This is a genomic window from Rhodococcus sp. NPDC127593 (assembly GCF_042671975.1).
In the GTDB taxonomy this organism is placed as follows: Bacteria; Actinomycetota; Actinomycetes; order Mycobacteriales; family Mycobacteriaceae; genus Rhodococcus_F.
Window position 1 is genome coordinate 253,361 of sequence record NZ_JBHXWI010000004.1, and the last position, 14,343, is coordinate 267,703.

A 14,343-nucleotide genomic window follows, 5' to 3' on the forward strand; every position below is an offset into this window, starting at 1 on the left:
TCTACTCCCCGGATGGAAGAAGGAACAGCATGCAACGAGACGCCATTCTCGGGGCGATCGAGGATTCGCCGCAGCGCCGCTGGCTGCTGCTCGTCCCGGTCGCCCCGGTGCTCGCACTCGTCACCGCCGTGTGGCTGCCGTTTGTGAACACGGCCGATCTGTGGCTGGGGATGCCCCGGCTCCTCGTCTGGTGCTCGGCCTGGGTGCTCCTCCTGCTGCCCGCGCTGGCGGCGGTGGAGTTCGGCCTCGTCCGGCCGCACGAGGAGGCGACGCTATGACGAACTCGGCACTGTGGATCACCCTGGCCGGCATGATCGGTCTGGCCGTGATCGCGGTCGGTGGGCGCCGGAAACGGGCTCAGAACCTGAGCGAGTGGACGGTCGGCACGCGGAACTTCGGTGTGGTCACCAGTTTCTTCCTGCAGGCCGGCGAATCGTTCACCACGTTCACGTTCCTCGGTGTCGCCGGTATCGCATTCACCGCGGGCATCGGCGCCACCTACGCCATCCCGTACATCCCGCTCGGCTACGTGGCCCTGTATTTCATCGGACCGCGGATCTGGAAGCTCAGCAAGGACCGCGGCTACATCACCCAGGCCGACTTCTTCGCGGACCGGTACCGCAGCCCGCTCCTCGGGCGGCTCGTCGCCCTGTGCGGCATCATCTTCCTCCTGCCGTACCTGCAGTTGCAGATCACCGGTCTCGGTCTGATCGTCCGTCTCGTCACCGGCAGCGCGAGTTCGGGCACGCTGAGCATGATCGTCGCGACCGTCCTCGTCGTCGGATTCGTGCTGTGGGCCGGCATCCACGGCCTCGCGCGCACCGCCTATGTCAAGGACGTCCTGATCCTGCTCGCCGTCGTGGTGCTGTCGATCGTGATCCCGTTGCACTTCGCCGGTGGCATCGGCGACGTGTTCGGCCAGATCGCCCAGACCCACAGCGAGATGCTGACCGTGAACCCCGGCGACTACGACAAGGTCTGGTGGACCACCAGCCTGCTGATCTCCGCGATCGGCTGCGGGTTCCTCACCACCCCGCATCTGTGGCCGCCGCTGCTGGCCGCCAAGAACGGTCGAGTGATCCGCTCCAACAACACTTTTCTGCCGATGTACCAGGTGGTCATGATTCTCCCGATCATGCTGGGCTTCGTCGGGATCCTCGCACTGAATCCCAACACCAGCAGTAACGCCGTCCTCCTCACGCTGGCCGGGGGAGCCCTGCCGAACTGGGCGCTCGGACTGATCGCGATCGCCGCAGCCTCCGCCGCGATGCTGCCCGCCGGCGCCATCTGCATCGGCATCTCGACGCTGGCTTCGCACAACCTGGTGAAGATTCAGAGCGAGCGCACGAAGCTCCGGTTCAACCACCTCGTCGTGATCGCGGCTGCCACCACGGCTCTGGTGCTCGGCCTGACGCGCCCCGATCTGCTGGCCAATCTGCTGCTGCTCACGTTCGGCGGGCTCAGCCAGCTGGCTCCCGGTCTGGCGCTGGCCCTGCCCGAGAAGCCGTTGCTCGCCAAGCAGTCCGTGTTCGCCGGTCTCGTCGTGGGAATGCTCACCGTCATCGTGATGACCGTCTTCGACCTGAACCTCGCCAACATCGACGCCGGCATCTGCGGCCTGGTCCTCAACCTCGCGGTGATCGCCGTCGTGGAGGCCGTCGTCCGCGCCACCCGTCCCCGCACCCCGACCCCCGCGCCGTCGGAAGACCTTCCCGCCACCACCTCGATCCTGGAGACCTCGAAATGACCATCGATCACTACTCGACCGCGCGAGAGATGCTCGCCGCACTCCGTAGCAAGGACATCTCGGCCCACGAGCTGCTCGACCTGCACACGGATCGGATCGCGCAGGTGAATCCGACGGTCAACGCGCTCGTCAGCCTCGACCTGGACCGCGCGCACGCCACCGCTGCCACCGCTGACGCACAGACGGCCGCCGGAAGCCCGGTGGGTCCGTTGCACGGACTGCCGTTCGCGTTCAAGGACACTCACGACGTCGCCGGTTTCCCCACGGTCGCGGGCTCACCGCTCCTCGTCGACAACGTGCCCGAGACCAGTGAGCTGATCGCCGAACGTGTCATCGCGGCCGGGGCCGTCACGATCGGCAAGACCAACGTCCCCGAATTCGCCGCCGGCTCGCACACGTTCAACCCCGTCTTCGGGACCACCACCAACCCGTACGACCCCACCAAGAGCGCGGGTGGCTCGAGCGGCGGCGCCGCGTCCGCGCTCGGTGCGGGACTGGTCGCGCTCGCCGACGGCAGCGACATGGGCGGTTCGCTGCGCAACCCGGCGTCGTTCTGCAACGTCGTCGGATTGCGCCCCACGCCGGGCCGCGTACCGTGCTGGCCCAACAGCGCCCCGTGGGACTCACTCGTGACGCAGGGGCCGATGGCCCGGAACGTCGACGACCTGGAACTGCTGCTGTCGGTGATCTCCGGACCCGACGCGCGCATCCGCAGCTCGCTCAGCGCCGATGCCCTCGCGCCGCGCCTCGGTGTCGCCGGCCTGCAGGGTCTGCGCGTCGCGGTGTCCGCGGATCTGAACGGCATCTTCCCCGTGGACCCGCCGGTCCGCGAGATCCACGACCGGCAGTCGTCGATCTTCGCCGCCGCGGGTGCGGTGGTGGCCGAGGACGCACCGTCGATTCCCGACGCCGAGTGGGTGTTCCGCACGCTGCGGGCGTGGCGGTTCAAGATCGACCTCGGTGACCGCGCCGACGCCACCCCCGACCTGCTGAAGCCGTCGCTGCTCGACAACATCCGGCAGGCAGACCGGCTTTCCGCCGACGATGTCGCGAAAGCCATGGTGGCACAGGCGGAGATCCAGTATCGCGCCGTCGAATTCTTCACCCACCACGACATCCTGGTGATGCCGGTGTCGCAGGTGCTCCCGTTCGACGCCGAACTCGAGTACCCGGCCGCGGTCGACGGTCGTCGCTGCGACGACTACCTCGACTGGATGACGTCGGCGTTGACCGTGACGGTCCTGGGATGCCCGTCGATCTCCGTTCCCGCCGGATTCAGCGCCGACGGTCTGCCGGTCGGTGTGCAGATCGTTGCCGCCCCGGGCAACGACCTGTTCCTGCTCGACGTGGCGCGGGCCTACGAGCGGCTCAACCCCGTCGGGGCCATACGCCCGCATCTGCTCGACGGGGCAGCAGCGTCTCGCCCGTCGTGAAGTCGTCCTCGCCGACCCGGTGGACGTGGATGAGGTTGGTGGATCCGACGGTGTGCGGGGGAGAGCCGGCGACGATGACGACGAGGTCGCCGCGCCGGTAGCGGCCCAGCCGGAGGAGCGCGGTGTCGACCTGGCGGATCATCTCGTCGGTCGACTCGACCGGGTCGACGAGGAACGTCTCGGTGCCCCAGGTGAGGGCCAGTTCGTTGCGCACCTGGGGTACCGGGGTGAACGCCAGCAGGGGCAGCGGGGTGTGGAGCCGGGCCAGGCGTCGCACGGTGTCCCCGGACTGGGTGAACGCCACCAGCGCGGTGGCGTTCAGGCGCTCGCCGATGTCCCGGGCGGCGAACGAGAGCACACCGCCGTGGGTACGCGGGATGTGCGTCAGGGCGGGAACGGTGGTGGACTCGCGTTCGACGGCGGAGAGGATCCGCGCCATCGTCGCGACCGTCTCGATCGGGTATGCACCGACGGAGGTTTCACCGGACAGCATCACCGCGTCCGCGCCGTCGAGGACCGCGTTGGCCACATCGGACGCCTCTGCCCGGGTGGGACGGCAATTCTCGATCATCGACTCGAGCATCTGCGTCGCCACGATCACCGGTCGGGCGTTCTCCCGTGCGATCTGCACGATGCGCTTCTGCATCAACGGCACCTGCTCGAGGGGGACCTCCACCCCGAGATCGCCGCGCGCGACCATGACCGCGTCGAAGGCACGCACGATCGCCTCGACGTCGTCGACGGCTTCGGGCTTCTCGATCTTCGCGATCACCGGCACCCGCCGGCCGACCCGGTCCATCACCTCGTGGACGCGGTCGATGTCGGACGGGGCGCGCACGAACGACAGGGCGACCAGGTCCACCCCGAGCCGCAGGGCGAATTCGAGGTCGTCGATGTCCTTGTCGGACAGCGCGGGAACGGAGACGTTCATCCCGGGCAGACAGACGCCCTTGTTGTTGCTGATCGGGCCGCCCTCGGTCACCCGGCACACCACGTCGTTGCCGTCGACGTCGAGCACGGTCAGTGCGATCTTGCCGTCGTCGACCAGTAGGCGGTCACCGGGCCGGGCGTCCTGGGCGAGTTGGTTGTAGGTGGTCGAGACCCGGTCGTGGGTGCCCTCGCACTGCTCGACGGTGATCCGGACCTGTTCCCCGGCCGCCCACACCGCCCCGCCGTCGGCGAAGCGGCCGAGGCGGATCTTCGGTCCCTGCAGGTCCGCGAGGATTCCCACCGCCCTGCCGGTGCTGTCGGCTGCGGCACGGACGCGCCGGTAGTTGGCCGCGTGGTCGGCGTGGTCGCCGTGGCTGAAATTCAGTCGGGCGATGTCCATCCCGGTTTCGACGAGGGTGCGGGTGCGTTCGTCGGTAGCGGTGGCAGGCCCGAGGGTGCAGACGATCTTCGCCCGGCGCGGCGACAGCAGCGACGCCGCGTCGACATCGGCAGCGAGTGGCGAATGGATGTCGGTGAGAGTCACAGTGGTCCTTCGGTGTGCAGAAGTGAGCCGCGGCCGATGTCGCGCCCGATGTGGGTGAGGAGTTCGCCGGTCAGCTCCGGGTCGGTGGCGGTGTTCCGGTCGGTGTAGTCGCCGAGGGCGTGGATGTGATCGAAACCGGCAGGTGCCCAACGATTTCGGGCGAGAGTGTTGCGGCCGGCCACGGCGATCACCGGGACCGGGTGGGCGCGGCGGGCCAGGACGGCGAGGAGTTTGCCGTGTTCGGTTTGCTCGTCGATGCTTCCCTCGCCGGTGATCACCAGGTCCATTCCCGCGAGGTAGCCGTCGAAATCGAGCAGGTCGAGGAAGTATTCGGCGCCCGAGACCATACGTGCACCGAGCATCATGGCGGCGAATCCGATCCCACCGGCGCTGCCTGCGCCGGGGGAGTTCGCCACCGCACGCGACTGCGGGTAGCCGCTGCGGGTGAACGCCTCGACGAGGTTGTCGAGGCCGGCGTCGAGGTAGCGCACGGCCGCGGGGTCGGCGCCCTTCTGAGGGCCGTACACGGCGGCGGCACCGTTCGGTCCGGTCAGCGGGTTGGTGACGTCGCCGGCGATCACGATCTCGATTCCGGACAGGTTCACCGCGCGGGAGGAGTCGATCGTCGCGACGTCGGGAAGGGTTCGCCCGCACGCCCGCAGGGGTCGTCCCGTGGTGTCGGAGAACGTGAACCCGAGGGCGGCGAGCATCCCCATCCCGCCGTCGGTGCCGGCGCTGCCGCCGAGGGCGAGGACGAGGCGACGCGGGTGGTGGCGGAGGGCGTGCCCGATGGCCTGCCCCACCCCGAGGCTGGAGGCGTCGAGGGGAGCGGTGCGCCCGCTGGGGAGGGTGGCCAGTCCGCAGGTGTTGGCGACTTCGACCACCGCCGTGGTGCCGTTGACTGCGATGCGTCCGCGCTGGGGTGTTCCCGTGGCACCGGCGACGGTGACCGGGTGCGGAGTGAACCCGACTGCCACCGCCGCGTCGACGCTGCCGTCGCCACCGTCGGCGAGAGGAAGTTGCCTGCTCTCGATTCCCGCCGAGGCGAGTCCGGCCGAGAGATGTTCGGCGACATCGACTGCGGAGAGGGAGCCCTTGAACTTGTCGGGGGCAACCAGAACCCTCATCGGCCTTCCTTTCTCGCGTGCAGTGCGGGGTGCGGTCATCGCTGTGCGGAGTGCGCGGGCGTTGTCGCGGCGTCGAGTCGCTCGTGGTCGATCCGTTCAGGCCGTGGTTCCTGTTCCAGGATCTCCATGTCGAAGTCGTTCTCGACGTCACCGTCGGGTGAGGGAAGTACCTCGCCCGAGAAGACGCGGCGGGCGCGGTCGACGTCGAGTTCGTGGTTCCATTTGGCGACGAACAGGGTGGCGACGGCGTTGCCGATGAAGTTCACCAGGGCGCGGCATTCGGACATGAACTTGTCGATACCGAAGATGAGCATGATGCCGGCCGCGGGGATGGTGCCGAGGGTGCTCAATGTTGCTGTCAGCGCGATGAATCCGCCTCCGGCGACACCTGCGGCGCCCTTGGAGGTGAGCAGCATGACGCCGAGGAGGCCGAGTTGCTGCGGAATCGACAGGTCGGTGTTGGTGGCCTGCGCGATGTACAGCGCCGCGAGCGAGAGGTAGATGGCGGCCCCGTCGAGGTTGAAACTGTAGCCGGTGGGCACGACGAGACCCACCGTGGGCTTCTTGACGCCGGCGTACTCGAGCTTCCGCATCAAACCGGGCAGCGCGGGCTCGGCGGTGGAGGTACCGAGAATGAGCAGGAGTTCTTCCTTGAAGAAGCCGAGCATCCGGAAGATGTTGAGCCGCAGGTACGCCATCACCGATCCGAGGACCACGAAGACGAAGAACGCGGACGTGGCGTAGAACAGCAGGATGAGGCTGCCGAGGCTGGTGAGGGTGGAGACACCGTACTTGCCGATGGCGAAGGCCATGGCGCCGAACGCACCGAGGGGTGCGAGCTTCATGATGAAGCTCAGGACCTTGAAGACCACCGCGGTGAGGCGTTCGACGGCGTCCCGGATCGGGGCGGCGATCTGTCCCACCGCGTTGATGGCGACACCGAAGATGACGGCGAGGAAAATGACCTGGAGGATGTCGCCCTCGACGAACGGGCCGAACACGCTGTCCGGGACCAGGTGGGTGATGAACTCCCACCACTGTTTCTCTTCACCGGTCTGAATCAGTTTGTTGGCGGAGTCGGTCGTTTCCAGCGAGGCGGCGTCGGCATTCACCCCGTCCCCGAGGCGGAAGAGGTTGATCGCGACGAGGCCGGTGAGCAGTGCGAGGATCGTTCCGACCTGGAAGTAGGTCAGCGCCTTGATTCCGGTCAGCCCGACCTTCTTCAGGTCCGCGACACTCGCGATCCCGCCGACAATCGTCAGGAACACGATCGGGCAGATCAGCATCTTCATCGCGGTGATGAAGGTGGTGCCGATCGGCTCCATCGCCTCGCCGGTGTCCGGCCAGAGCCACCCGACCAGGATGCCGAGCACGATCGCGATGAGAACCCAGAAGTACAGTTGCCTGTACCACGGTTTCTTCACAGTCGCCGGTTGGTAACTCGCTGCGCTGCTGGGTATTTCCATGACATTCACCTCGGGTGAGAGTGTTCAGGTGTGAAGACGGGGTGGCCGAGAGTTACCGACCGTTCGAGGGGGCCCGACCCGGCAGATCCTGCCGAGTCGGGCCGGCTGCGCAGGCGGGCTGGGGTCAGGCTGGGGTCAGAGCGGTCTGCAGAGCGTGCACGATCGCCTCGGTGACGGCGTCGGTGTCCGACGAGCCGCCGATGTCGCGGGTCAGTGCTCCGCTCGCGGTGGCGGCTTCGATGGCGGCTTCGACGCGGCGTGCCTCGTCGTGCAGCCCGAAGTGGTCGAGCATCAGGGCGGCGCTGGCGATCGCGCCGATCGGGTTGCTGATGCCCTGGCCGGCGATGTCGGGTGCGGAACCGTGGACGGGTTCGAACATGCTCGGGAAGCGGCGCTCCGGGTTGAGGTTCGCGCTTGCCGCGATGCCGAGGCTTCCCGCCAGCGCGGAGCCGAGGTCCGAGAGGATGTCGGCATTGAGATTCGACGCCACCACCACGGACAGGTCCTCCGGGTGCAGGATGAACTTCGCGCTCATGGCGTCGACGAGGACGCTTTCGGTCGCGACGTCGGGGTAGTCGAGGGCGACGCGGTTGAAGACCTCGTCCCACAGGACCATGCCGTACTGCTGGGCGTTGGACTTGGTGACGCTGGACACCTTCTTCACCGTGCGGGTGCGGGCCAGGTCGAACGCGAACCGCATGATGCGCTCGCAGCCCTTCTCGGTGAACAGTGCGGTCTGCAGCGCGACCTCGTTGCCCGGTCCGCGACCGCTGAGGTTGCGTCCACCGAGGCCGGCGTACTCGCCCTCGCTGTTCTCCCGGACGACGACCCAGTCGAGTTCGGTGTCGTCGGCCTTGCGCAGCGGCGACTGCACACCGGGGAGGAACTTCACGGGCCGCACGTTGGCCCACTGGTCGAAGTTCTGGGTGATGTTGAGCCGCAGCCCCCAGAGACTGATGTGATCGGGGACGTTCTCCCATCCGACCGCTCCGAAGTAGATGGCGTCGAATGCCTTCAGGGTGTCGAGGCCGTCGTCGGCCATCATCTTCCCGGTCTGCTCGTAGTACCCGCATCCCCAGGGAAATTCTTCCCACTCGAAGGCGAAACGCCCACCGGACTGTTCTGCGAGGACGTCGAGCACGCGCCGTCCGGCAGCGACGACCTCCTTGCCGACGCCGTCGGCGGGGATCGATGCAATCTTGAACGTCTGCGGTGCCATGTCGTTGCCTCCATCGTGTTGTGCTCGTCACAGTGTGTGATGCATTCATTAACCCGTCACAATCGCGCAGCGTCCATGACCAAGAGTCGATCCGGCTTATAGGTTTCACCTAATCGAGTTGTGTTTTCGCAGGTAGAGTGAGTGTCCACGCATAGGTCGCCGACGGTCGCAGTCGAGGGTTCGGCGCAGATCGACGGAAATGAAGGGGTTCGGATGGATGCGCGTCAGTTGCGGTACTTCCTGGCTGTGGTCGATCAGGGAGGCATCAACCGCGCAGCGGAAACACTGCTGATCGCGCAGCCCTCGCTGTCCCAGTCGATATCCGCGCTCGAACGGGAACTCGGGGTACCGCTCTTCCACCGCGTCGGGCGCCGGCTGGTGCTCAGCGACGCCGGCGAAACGCTCGTCGGTCCTGCCCGCGTGGTGCTGCGCGATCTCGAGGACGCGAAGGCGTCCGTCGATGCGCTGAAAGGGCTGCGCTCCGGTCGCGTGGACCTGATCACGATGCCGTCACCCGGGATCGAACCCCTCACCACGATCCTCACGAGCTTCAGCCGCACCTATCCGTCGGTCACCGTCAATGCCGAGGCGGCGTTCACTCCCGAAGAGGTTCTGCACGCCGTGCGCACCGGCGTCTGCGAGGTCGGGATCCTGGGTTCACCCGCCGCGGTGCGTGCCCCCGAACTCGACGTCGTCGCGCTCGAAAGCCAGCCGCTGATCCTCATCTCCGGGCCGGGCGCCGAAACGCCGGCCCGCCCGGAGATTCGGAGATCGGAATTGTCGGGCTTCCGCCTGATCGTCTCGCAGCGTGGATCGTTGATGCGAACCCTCGTCGACGAGGTCCTCGCCAGCGGCGTCGCAGCCACCATCGTCGCCGAGGTCGCCCACCGGACGTCGATCCTGCCGATGGTGCTCAGCGGATTCGGGCAGGCCGTCATGCCGTCGTCGTGGGCGCCGTCGGCCAGGCAGGCCGGCGCCACCGTGCACCGCATCGTCCCCGAGTCCTACCTGCACGTCGCCGCAGTCTGCCGCCGAACCCACCTCACGCCACCGGCACGGACGCTCATGGACGAGGCACGAAAGTACGCAGGACGCACAGTGGCCGCCTGGGAAGCACCCGCAGCGGAGAACCCGCAAGACTCCTGAACGACGGTCGTGCCCACGACCCGTGCGGTTTCGACGCGTTGGGGGACTCAGCCCAGGTCTGTCCCTTCACCGGAATTCTGCGGGCTGGGATCCGGTATGCGCCTCATGCGGAACGAATTGAACACCCCGATGAGGCCGGCGAGGATGGGGATGAGCAGTGCGACCTGAAGGGCGAGGGGTCGTGCGTCCGTGTTGATGCGGATGATCTCGTCCTGAATCTCCGGGGGTTGGTCGACCAGCAGTTGTTCGAGTTGGGTGTTGCTCATGACCTGGGCGTCGTCCTCGAGCACCTGCGCGACCTGTTGCTGCTCTGCCGGCGGGAGCACGGTGCTCGATTCCGCCATCGCCGTGAAGGTGAGGGACAGCGTTGCCAGCATGATGGCGCCGGCGAACGCCAGCCCGAACGACAGACCGAACGATCCCGCCGCAGAATTGACGCTGGCGGCTTCGCTGATCCGCTCCTCCTCGATCGGGGCGAGCGTGTAGTTGTTGAGTTGAGACACCAGCAAACCCAACCCCGATCCGGCAACCATCAGGGGGATCAGGAGGCCCCAGCCGAACTCGGCCCGGGGCACGATCGGGATCAGCACCGCTATCCCGATCGTGAGAAGCACGAATCCCCACCGGATGATGCTGCTCGGGCGCCGATCGGCCGCCTTCTTGCCCGCGAGCAACGCCACAGCGAACATGCTGAGGGAGAGGGGTGCGAGGGACAAGCCTGCCTGCATCGCGTTGTACTCGAGTACCATCTGCAGGTAGATCGGCAATGCGATCATCGTGCCACCCAGGGCGATCTGCTGGAGCATCTGCCCACTGATGCCCAGCCGGAAGATCTTGGAGCGGAACAGATCCGGGTCCAGCAGTGCCGGCTTCCCGCCACGTTTGCGCCGCACGAGCCAGTAGGCCAGCCCGGCCAGCGCGACCGCACCGGTCACCAGGAGCGCGGCAACGGATTCGCCCCCTTCCTGCCACACCAGGATTCCCAGCACGATGCCGCCCATCCCCAGAACGGAGAGGACGGCACCGACCGTGTCGATGCCGCGCGGTCCGGTGTACGGGACGTCGCGGATGAGTCTGATGCCGGACAGCACGACCCCGATGATGACGACCTCGAGCACGAATCCGATGCGCCACGAGAGGTAGGTGGTGATGAAACCACCGAGTAGCGGTCCGACGGCAGCGGCGATCGCGGCCGCCGCCCCGACCAGGGCGTAGACCTTCTTCTGAGCGTCTCCTTCGAAGTTGCCGTGGATGAGGGACTGCATCGCGGGCAACAGGAGTGATGCGCCGATTCCACCCAGCACAGCCCAGAAGATGACGATCGCGATGAGGCTTTGTGCGAGTGCCATCGCCGACGCACCGATTGCGTAGCCGAGCAGACCCAGCACATACGCCCGCTTACGTCCGATGAGGTCGCCGACCTTGCCGCCGATCAGGATGAACGCGGCAGATACCAGCGCCTCGAGCGCGATCGCCGCCTGGACGCCGCTGACGGTCGTGTGAAGGTCGCGAACCACCGACGAGATCGACACGTTCATCAGCGACGTGTCGACGACGAGCACGAACATCGCCATCGCCAGCAGAATCGCGAGCGCGCGTCGGGGGCCCGCTGCCCGCTCGGAATCACCGGTAGTCGGTTCTTCGGTCATAGGAGGCCCACCGTCCGTCCATTCCGCTGCCCTGAGTGTCCCATGTGTGCGGGGACGGCGAAGCTACATCGGTGTTTGTCATCGTTCGATCCGGACACCGGTCTCGCGACGGTTACGGTGATGAGACACTGCACCGAGGTGAGGAGTCGCCGTGCCCAAGCTGGAGATCAAGAGGAAGTCCGAGCTCTCCCGGAAAGAGGTGTCCGACCGGCTCATCGCGCTCGGACAGGCCCTCGCGAGCGGCTCCGAGGTGGAACTGGGCTCCGGTGGCGACTCGATTTCGGTCGTCGTGGGCGACCGGGTCCAGTGGGAGCTGGAAATCGAGGTCGACGGCGACGAAACCGAGATCGAGATCGAAATCAGTTGGCGCGACGATCCGTCCGAGGAATCCACGGACGACGCGGAACCGGAATCGGAGACACCGCCTCCCGTCAAGACTGCGCCGCCGGCCAAGACTGCGCGTCGTGGGCGGCCCCGCAAGAGCACCGCCAAGTGAGCTGCGCCAAGTCAGGTTGGTGAGATCGGTTCGAAGGGCCGGATTTCGTCTTCCCCGGGTCGGACCACGCCGGCCGAAGATTCCGGCACTTCGTTCCACGCGCCTTCGAGGTCGCGGAGGGGCTCGGAGACCACGAAGCGGGTCTCCCCGCTCAATTCGCGCAGCACCTCGACCTCCGGGTGCAGTGCGCGCACCTTCGCGACCTCGGTGGAGAAGAACAGCGACCTCGACTGCCGCTCACTCGAATAGCGAAAGACCCACAGCGATTCACCGTCGGTGGTCGCGACGGTCATCTGCACCGGATGCTCGACCCCATACGTGCGCCCGACATCCTCGACGAAGCCGACCGCACGGGCCACAGCACCGAACGGATCGTCGACGAGGCCGAACGTCAGAGCGAGGTAGAACAGGGCCTCGGAGTCGGTCGACCCCTCGATGTCGGAGAACAGCGTCGGGTCGACGGCCATCACCAGGTCGCGCCTGATCTCGTGAAAACCGCGCAGGGCGCCGTTGTGCACCCACAACCACCGCCCGTGCCGGAAGGGGTGACAATTGCTGCGCTGCACCGGCGTCCCGGTCGAAGCCCGTACGTGAGCGAGCAACATCTGCGTTCGCACCTGACCGGCGATTTCCCGCAGATTGCTGTCGTTCCAGGCCGGTTCGATGCTCTTGTAGACCGCCGGCTCACTGCCTTCGCCGTACCAGCCGATACCGAACCCGTCACCATTCGTGGTGGTCGCCCCGAGACGTGAGTGCAGACTCTGGTCGATCAGCGAATGTTCAGGGCGGAACAACAGGTCTTCCGCGAGGATCGGCTCACCCGAGTACGCCATCCACCGGCACATACATCAATTCAAGCAGAACGGCGCCGGCGAGCCCACCCCCGTTTTCCCGGCGAACCTGCTGGTATTTGCCGCCAACGCCGTCCGGGCGGAGGAGAATGGGAACCAACCGGCCATATCGCGTCGCTCGAGGAAGGCAGGCAGCCATGTCCGAGGAACCGACAGCGGATCTGACGGCCGCCCGATGACGAACGCCGCAGAACACGACGAACAGGTGGCACATCCGAGCCGGGCCGAGCGCGCACAACGAGGGGCGGCCGCCCGCCGAGACACCCCGCCGGCTGCGCTCGCGGAGCACGGTGTGGCCGACCGGCGCGACCCGGTGGGCCTCCTCGCGAAGCAGGCGACGGAGAGAGTCGCGGAACTCGTTCCGATCCGGTACGGGCGCATGTCGGCGACGGCCTTCGCGTTCTACCGTGGTGCCGCCGCGATCATGGCCGACGATTTGTCCCACTCGCCCACCACGGGCCTGCGCACGCAGCTCTGCGGCGACGCGCACCTGAGCAACTTCGGAATCTTCGCCACCCCGGAACGCCGGCTGGCATTCGACATCAACGACTTCGACGAGACACATCGCGGTCCCTTCGAGTGGGATGTCAAACGCCTGGTCGCGAGCCTCGCGATCGCCGCGCAGGAAAACGAATTCAGCGCCAAGAAGCGCAGGAAGATCACCCACGCCTGCGTCGCCGAATACCGCGAAACCATTGCCAGACAGGCGCAACTGGGAAACCTGGCCGTCTGGTACTCCCACATCGAGCCCACAGCGGAACTCGTGGAGCTTCGAGACGAGCTGGACAAGTCGCAGACGAAACGCGCCCGCACGGCTCTGGAGAAGGCGTGGCGCCGGGACAGCGTCCAAGCGCTCTCCAAGCTCACCGCCGTCGTGGACGGTGAGAGGCGGATCATCAGCAACCCGCCACTGCTGGTCCCGGTCGAGGAGCTGTACGCGGGCGAGGACCTCGAATCGTTGTACCGAGACTTACGGCACCGCCTGGACGTGTATGCACAGTCTCTGCGTTGGGACCAGCGCGTCCTCTACGACCAGTTCCGGATGGTGCAGATCGCCCGCAAGGTGGTCGGCGTCGGCAGTGTGGGCACCCGCACCTGGATCATCCTGATGCTGGGAGCAGACGACGACGACCCGCTGTTTCTCCAGGTCAAGGAAGCGGGTCCGTCGGTGCTGTCGCGTTACGTCGACGGGCCGTCGTTCGCGACGGAGGGCGAGCGGGTGGTCAGTGGACAGCGACTGATGCAGGCCGCGAGCGACATCTTCCTGGGCTGGGAACGTGGTGCGGGTCCCGACGGCGTCGAGCGGGACTTCTACGTGCGCCAGCTGCGGGACGGCAAGGGTTCGGCGGTGGTCGAATCCCAGACACCCTCCACCATGATGCTGTACGGGCGATTGTGTGCCCGTGTCCTCGCCTATGCGCACGCGCGGGCCGGCGACCGGATCGCGATCGCCGCCTACCTGGGAGACGACACCGAATTCGAACACGCGATAGCAGAATTCGCCGAGACCTACGCCGAGCAGAACACCGCAGACCATGCGGCCCTGCTCGAGGCCGTCGCCGGAGGCCGCATCGTCGCAGCCACCGGTTTCTGAACAGCTCGTTCGCCCGCTCGGAGAACCCTCCGGCAGCAGTGCGCACTAGACCGAAGTTGCGGTAGCTCTCGGCGGAGATTGCATGATCGACCTGAGAAGACGACGGAAATCGATTCGGAAATGTAGCCACTAATACTGCGT

At 66.8% G+C, this 14,343-nt stretch carries 12 protein-coding genes; 6 read left to right on the forward strand and 6 right to left on the reverse strand.

Annotated features, from left to right (window positions below):
• Window positions 1-29 precede the first annotated feature (29 nt).
• The 3 genes from ACFVJ3_RS05425 to ACFVJ3_RS05435 are packed head-to-tail and all read left to right on the forward strand — an operon-like array spanning window position 30 to window position 3,180.
• Entirely contained in the window at window positions 30-278 is a 249-nt protein-coding gene (locus ACFVJ3_RS05425) for a hypothetical protein (protein WP_037230626.1), read from the forward strand.
• A complete protein-coding gene (locus ACFVJ3_RS05430) occupies window positions 275-1,747 on the forward strand; it encodes a sodium:solute symporter (RefSeq protein ID WP_378451082.1) in 1,473 nt (490 codons plus the stop codon). The genes ACFVJ3_RS05425 and ACFVJ3_RS05430 overlap by 4 nt, the downstream gene beginning before the upstream one ends.
• Window positions 1,744-3,180, forward strand: a complete 1,437-nt coding sequence (locus tag ACFVJ3_RS05435) for an amidase (protein WP_378451083.1) — start codon at window positions 1,744-1,746, stop codon at window positions 3,178-3,180. Before ACFVJ3_RS05430 ends, ACFVJ3_RS05435 begins: the two co-directional genes overlap by 4 nt.
• Here the strand turns inward: ACFVJ3_RS05435 and pyk are convergent.
• The 4 genes from pyk to ACFVJ3_RS05455 all read right to left on the reverse strand — a co-directional run bounded on the left by pyk (window position 3,116) and on the right by ACFVJ3_RS05455 (window position 8,466).
• Window positions 3,116-4,639 carry a pyruvate kinase gene (pyk, locus tag ACFVJ3_RS05440; RefSeq protein WP_378451103.1) on the reverse strand — a complete coding sequence of 508 codons (1,524 nt, stop codon included), beginning with the start codon at window positions 4,637-4,639 and terminating at the stop codon, window positions 3,116-3,118. The genes ACFVJ3_RS05435 and pyk overlap by 65 nt on opposite strands.
• 11 nt (window positions 4,640-4,650) lie before the next feature.
• Entirely contained in the window at window positions 4,651-5,781 is a 1,131-nt protein-coding gene (locus ACFVJ3_RS05445) for a glycerate kinase (RefSeq protein WP_378451084.1), read from the reverse strand.
• A 35-nt stretch (window positions 5,782-5,816) separates the two neighbouring features.
• Window positions 5,817-7,247 (reverse strand): C4-dicarboxylate transporter DctA, encoded by a 1,431-nt coding sequence (gene dctA, locus ACFVJ3_RS05450; protein ID WP_378451085.1) that lies wholly within the window; start codon window positions 7,245-7,247, stop codon window positions 5,817-5,819.
• Window positions 7,248-7,371: 124 nt separating this feature from the next.
• The gene (locus tag ACFVJ3_RS05455) at window positions 7,372-8,466 is read right to left on the reverse strand and encodes a tartrate dehydrogenase (RefSeq protein ID WP_378451086.1); all 1,095 of its coding nucleotides are present in this window, start codon (window positions 8,464-8,466) and stop codon (window positions 7,372-7,374) included.
• A 213-nt stretch (window positions 8,467-8,679) separates the two neighbouring features.
• Between ACFVJ3_RS05455 and ACFVJ3_RS05460 the strand changes: the two genes are divergently transcribed.
• Window positions 8,680-9,612, forward strand: a complete 933-nt coding sequence (locus tag ACFVJ3_RS05460; RefSeq protein ID WP_378451104.1) for a LysR family transcriptional regulator — start codon at window positions 8,680-8,682, stop codon at window positions 9,610-9,612.
• A gap of 47 nt (window positions 9,613-9,659) precedes the next feature.
• On the opposite strand, the gene ACFVJ3_RS05465 is transcribed toward ACFVJ3_RS05460, so the two are convergent.
• Entirely contained in the window at window positions 9,660-11,261 is a 1,602-nt protein-coding gene (locus tag ACFVJ3_RS05465; protein ID WP_378451087.1) for an MFS transporter, read from the reverse strand.
• Window positions 11,262-11,412: 151 nt separating this feature from the next.
• Here ACFVJ3_RS05465 and ACFVJ3_RS05470 point away from each other — a divergent pair, with 151 nt between their 5' ends.
• Window positions 11,413-11,757: an amphi-Trp domain-containing protein gene (locus ACFVJ3_RS05470; RefSeq protein ID WP_378451088.1), complete on the forward strand. Its 345-nt coding sequence runs from the start codon at window positions 11,413-11,415 to the stop codon at window positions 11,755-11,757.
• Between the two features lie 11 nt (window positions 11,758-11,768).
• Here the strand turns inward: ACFVJ3_RS05470 and ACFVJ3_RS05475 are convergent, their stop codons facing one another.
• On the reverse strand, window positions 11,769-12,590 hold the full coding sequence (locus ACFVJ3_RS05475; protein ID WP_378451089.1) for a class II glutamine amidotransferase: 822 nt from the start codon (window positions 12,588-12,590) through the stop codon (window positions 11,769-11,771).
• Window positions 12,591-12,783: 193 nt separating this feature from the next.
• On the opposite strand from ACFVJ3_RS05475, the gene ACFVJ3_RS05480 reads away from it, so the two are divergent.
• Window positions 12,784-14,202, forward strand: coding sequence for a DUF2252 domain-containing protein (locus tag ACFVJ3_RS05480; protein ID WP_378451090.1), 1,419 nt, complete (start codon window positions 12,784-12,786; stop codon window positions 14,200-14,202).
• The last annotated feature ends 141 nt before the right edge of the window (window positions 14,203-14,343 follow it).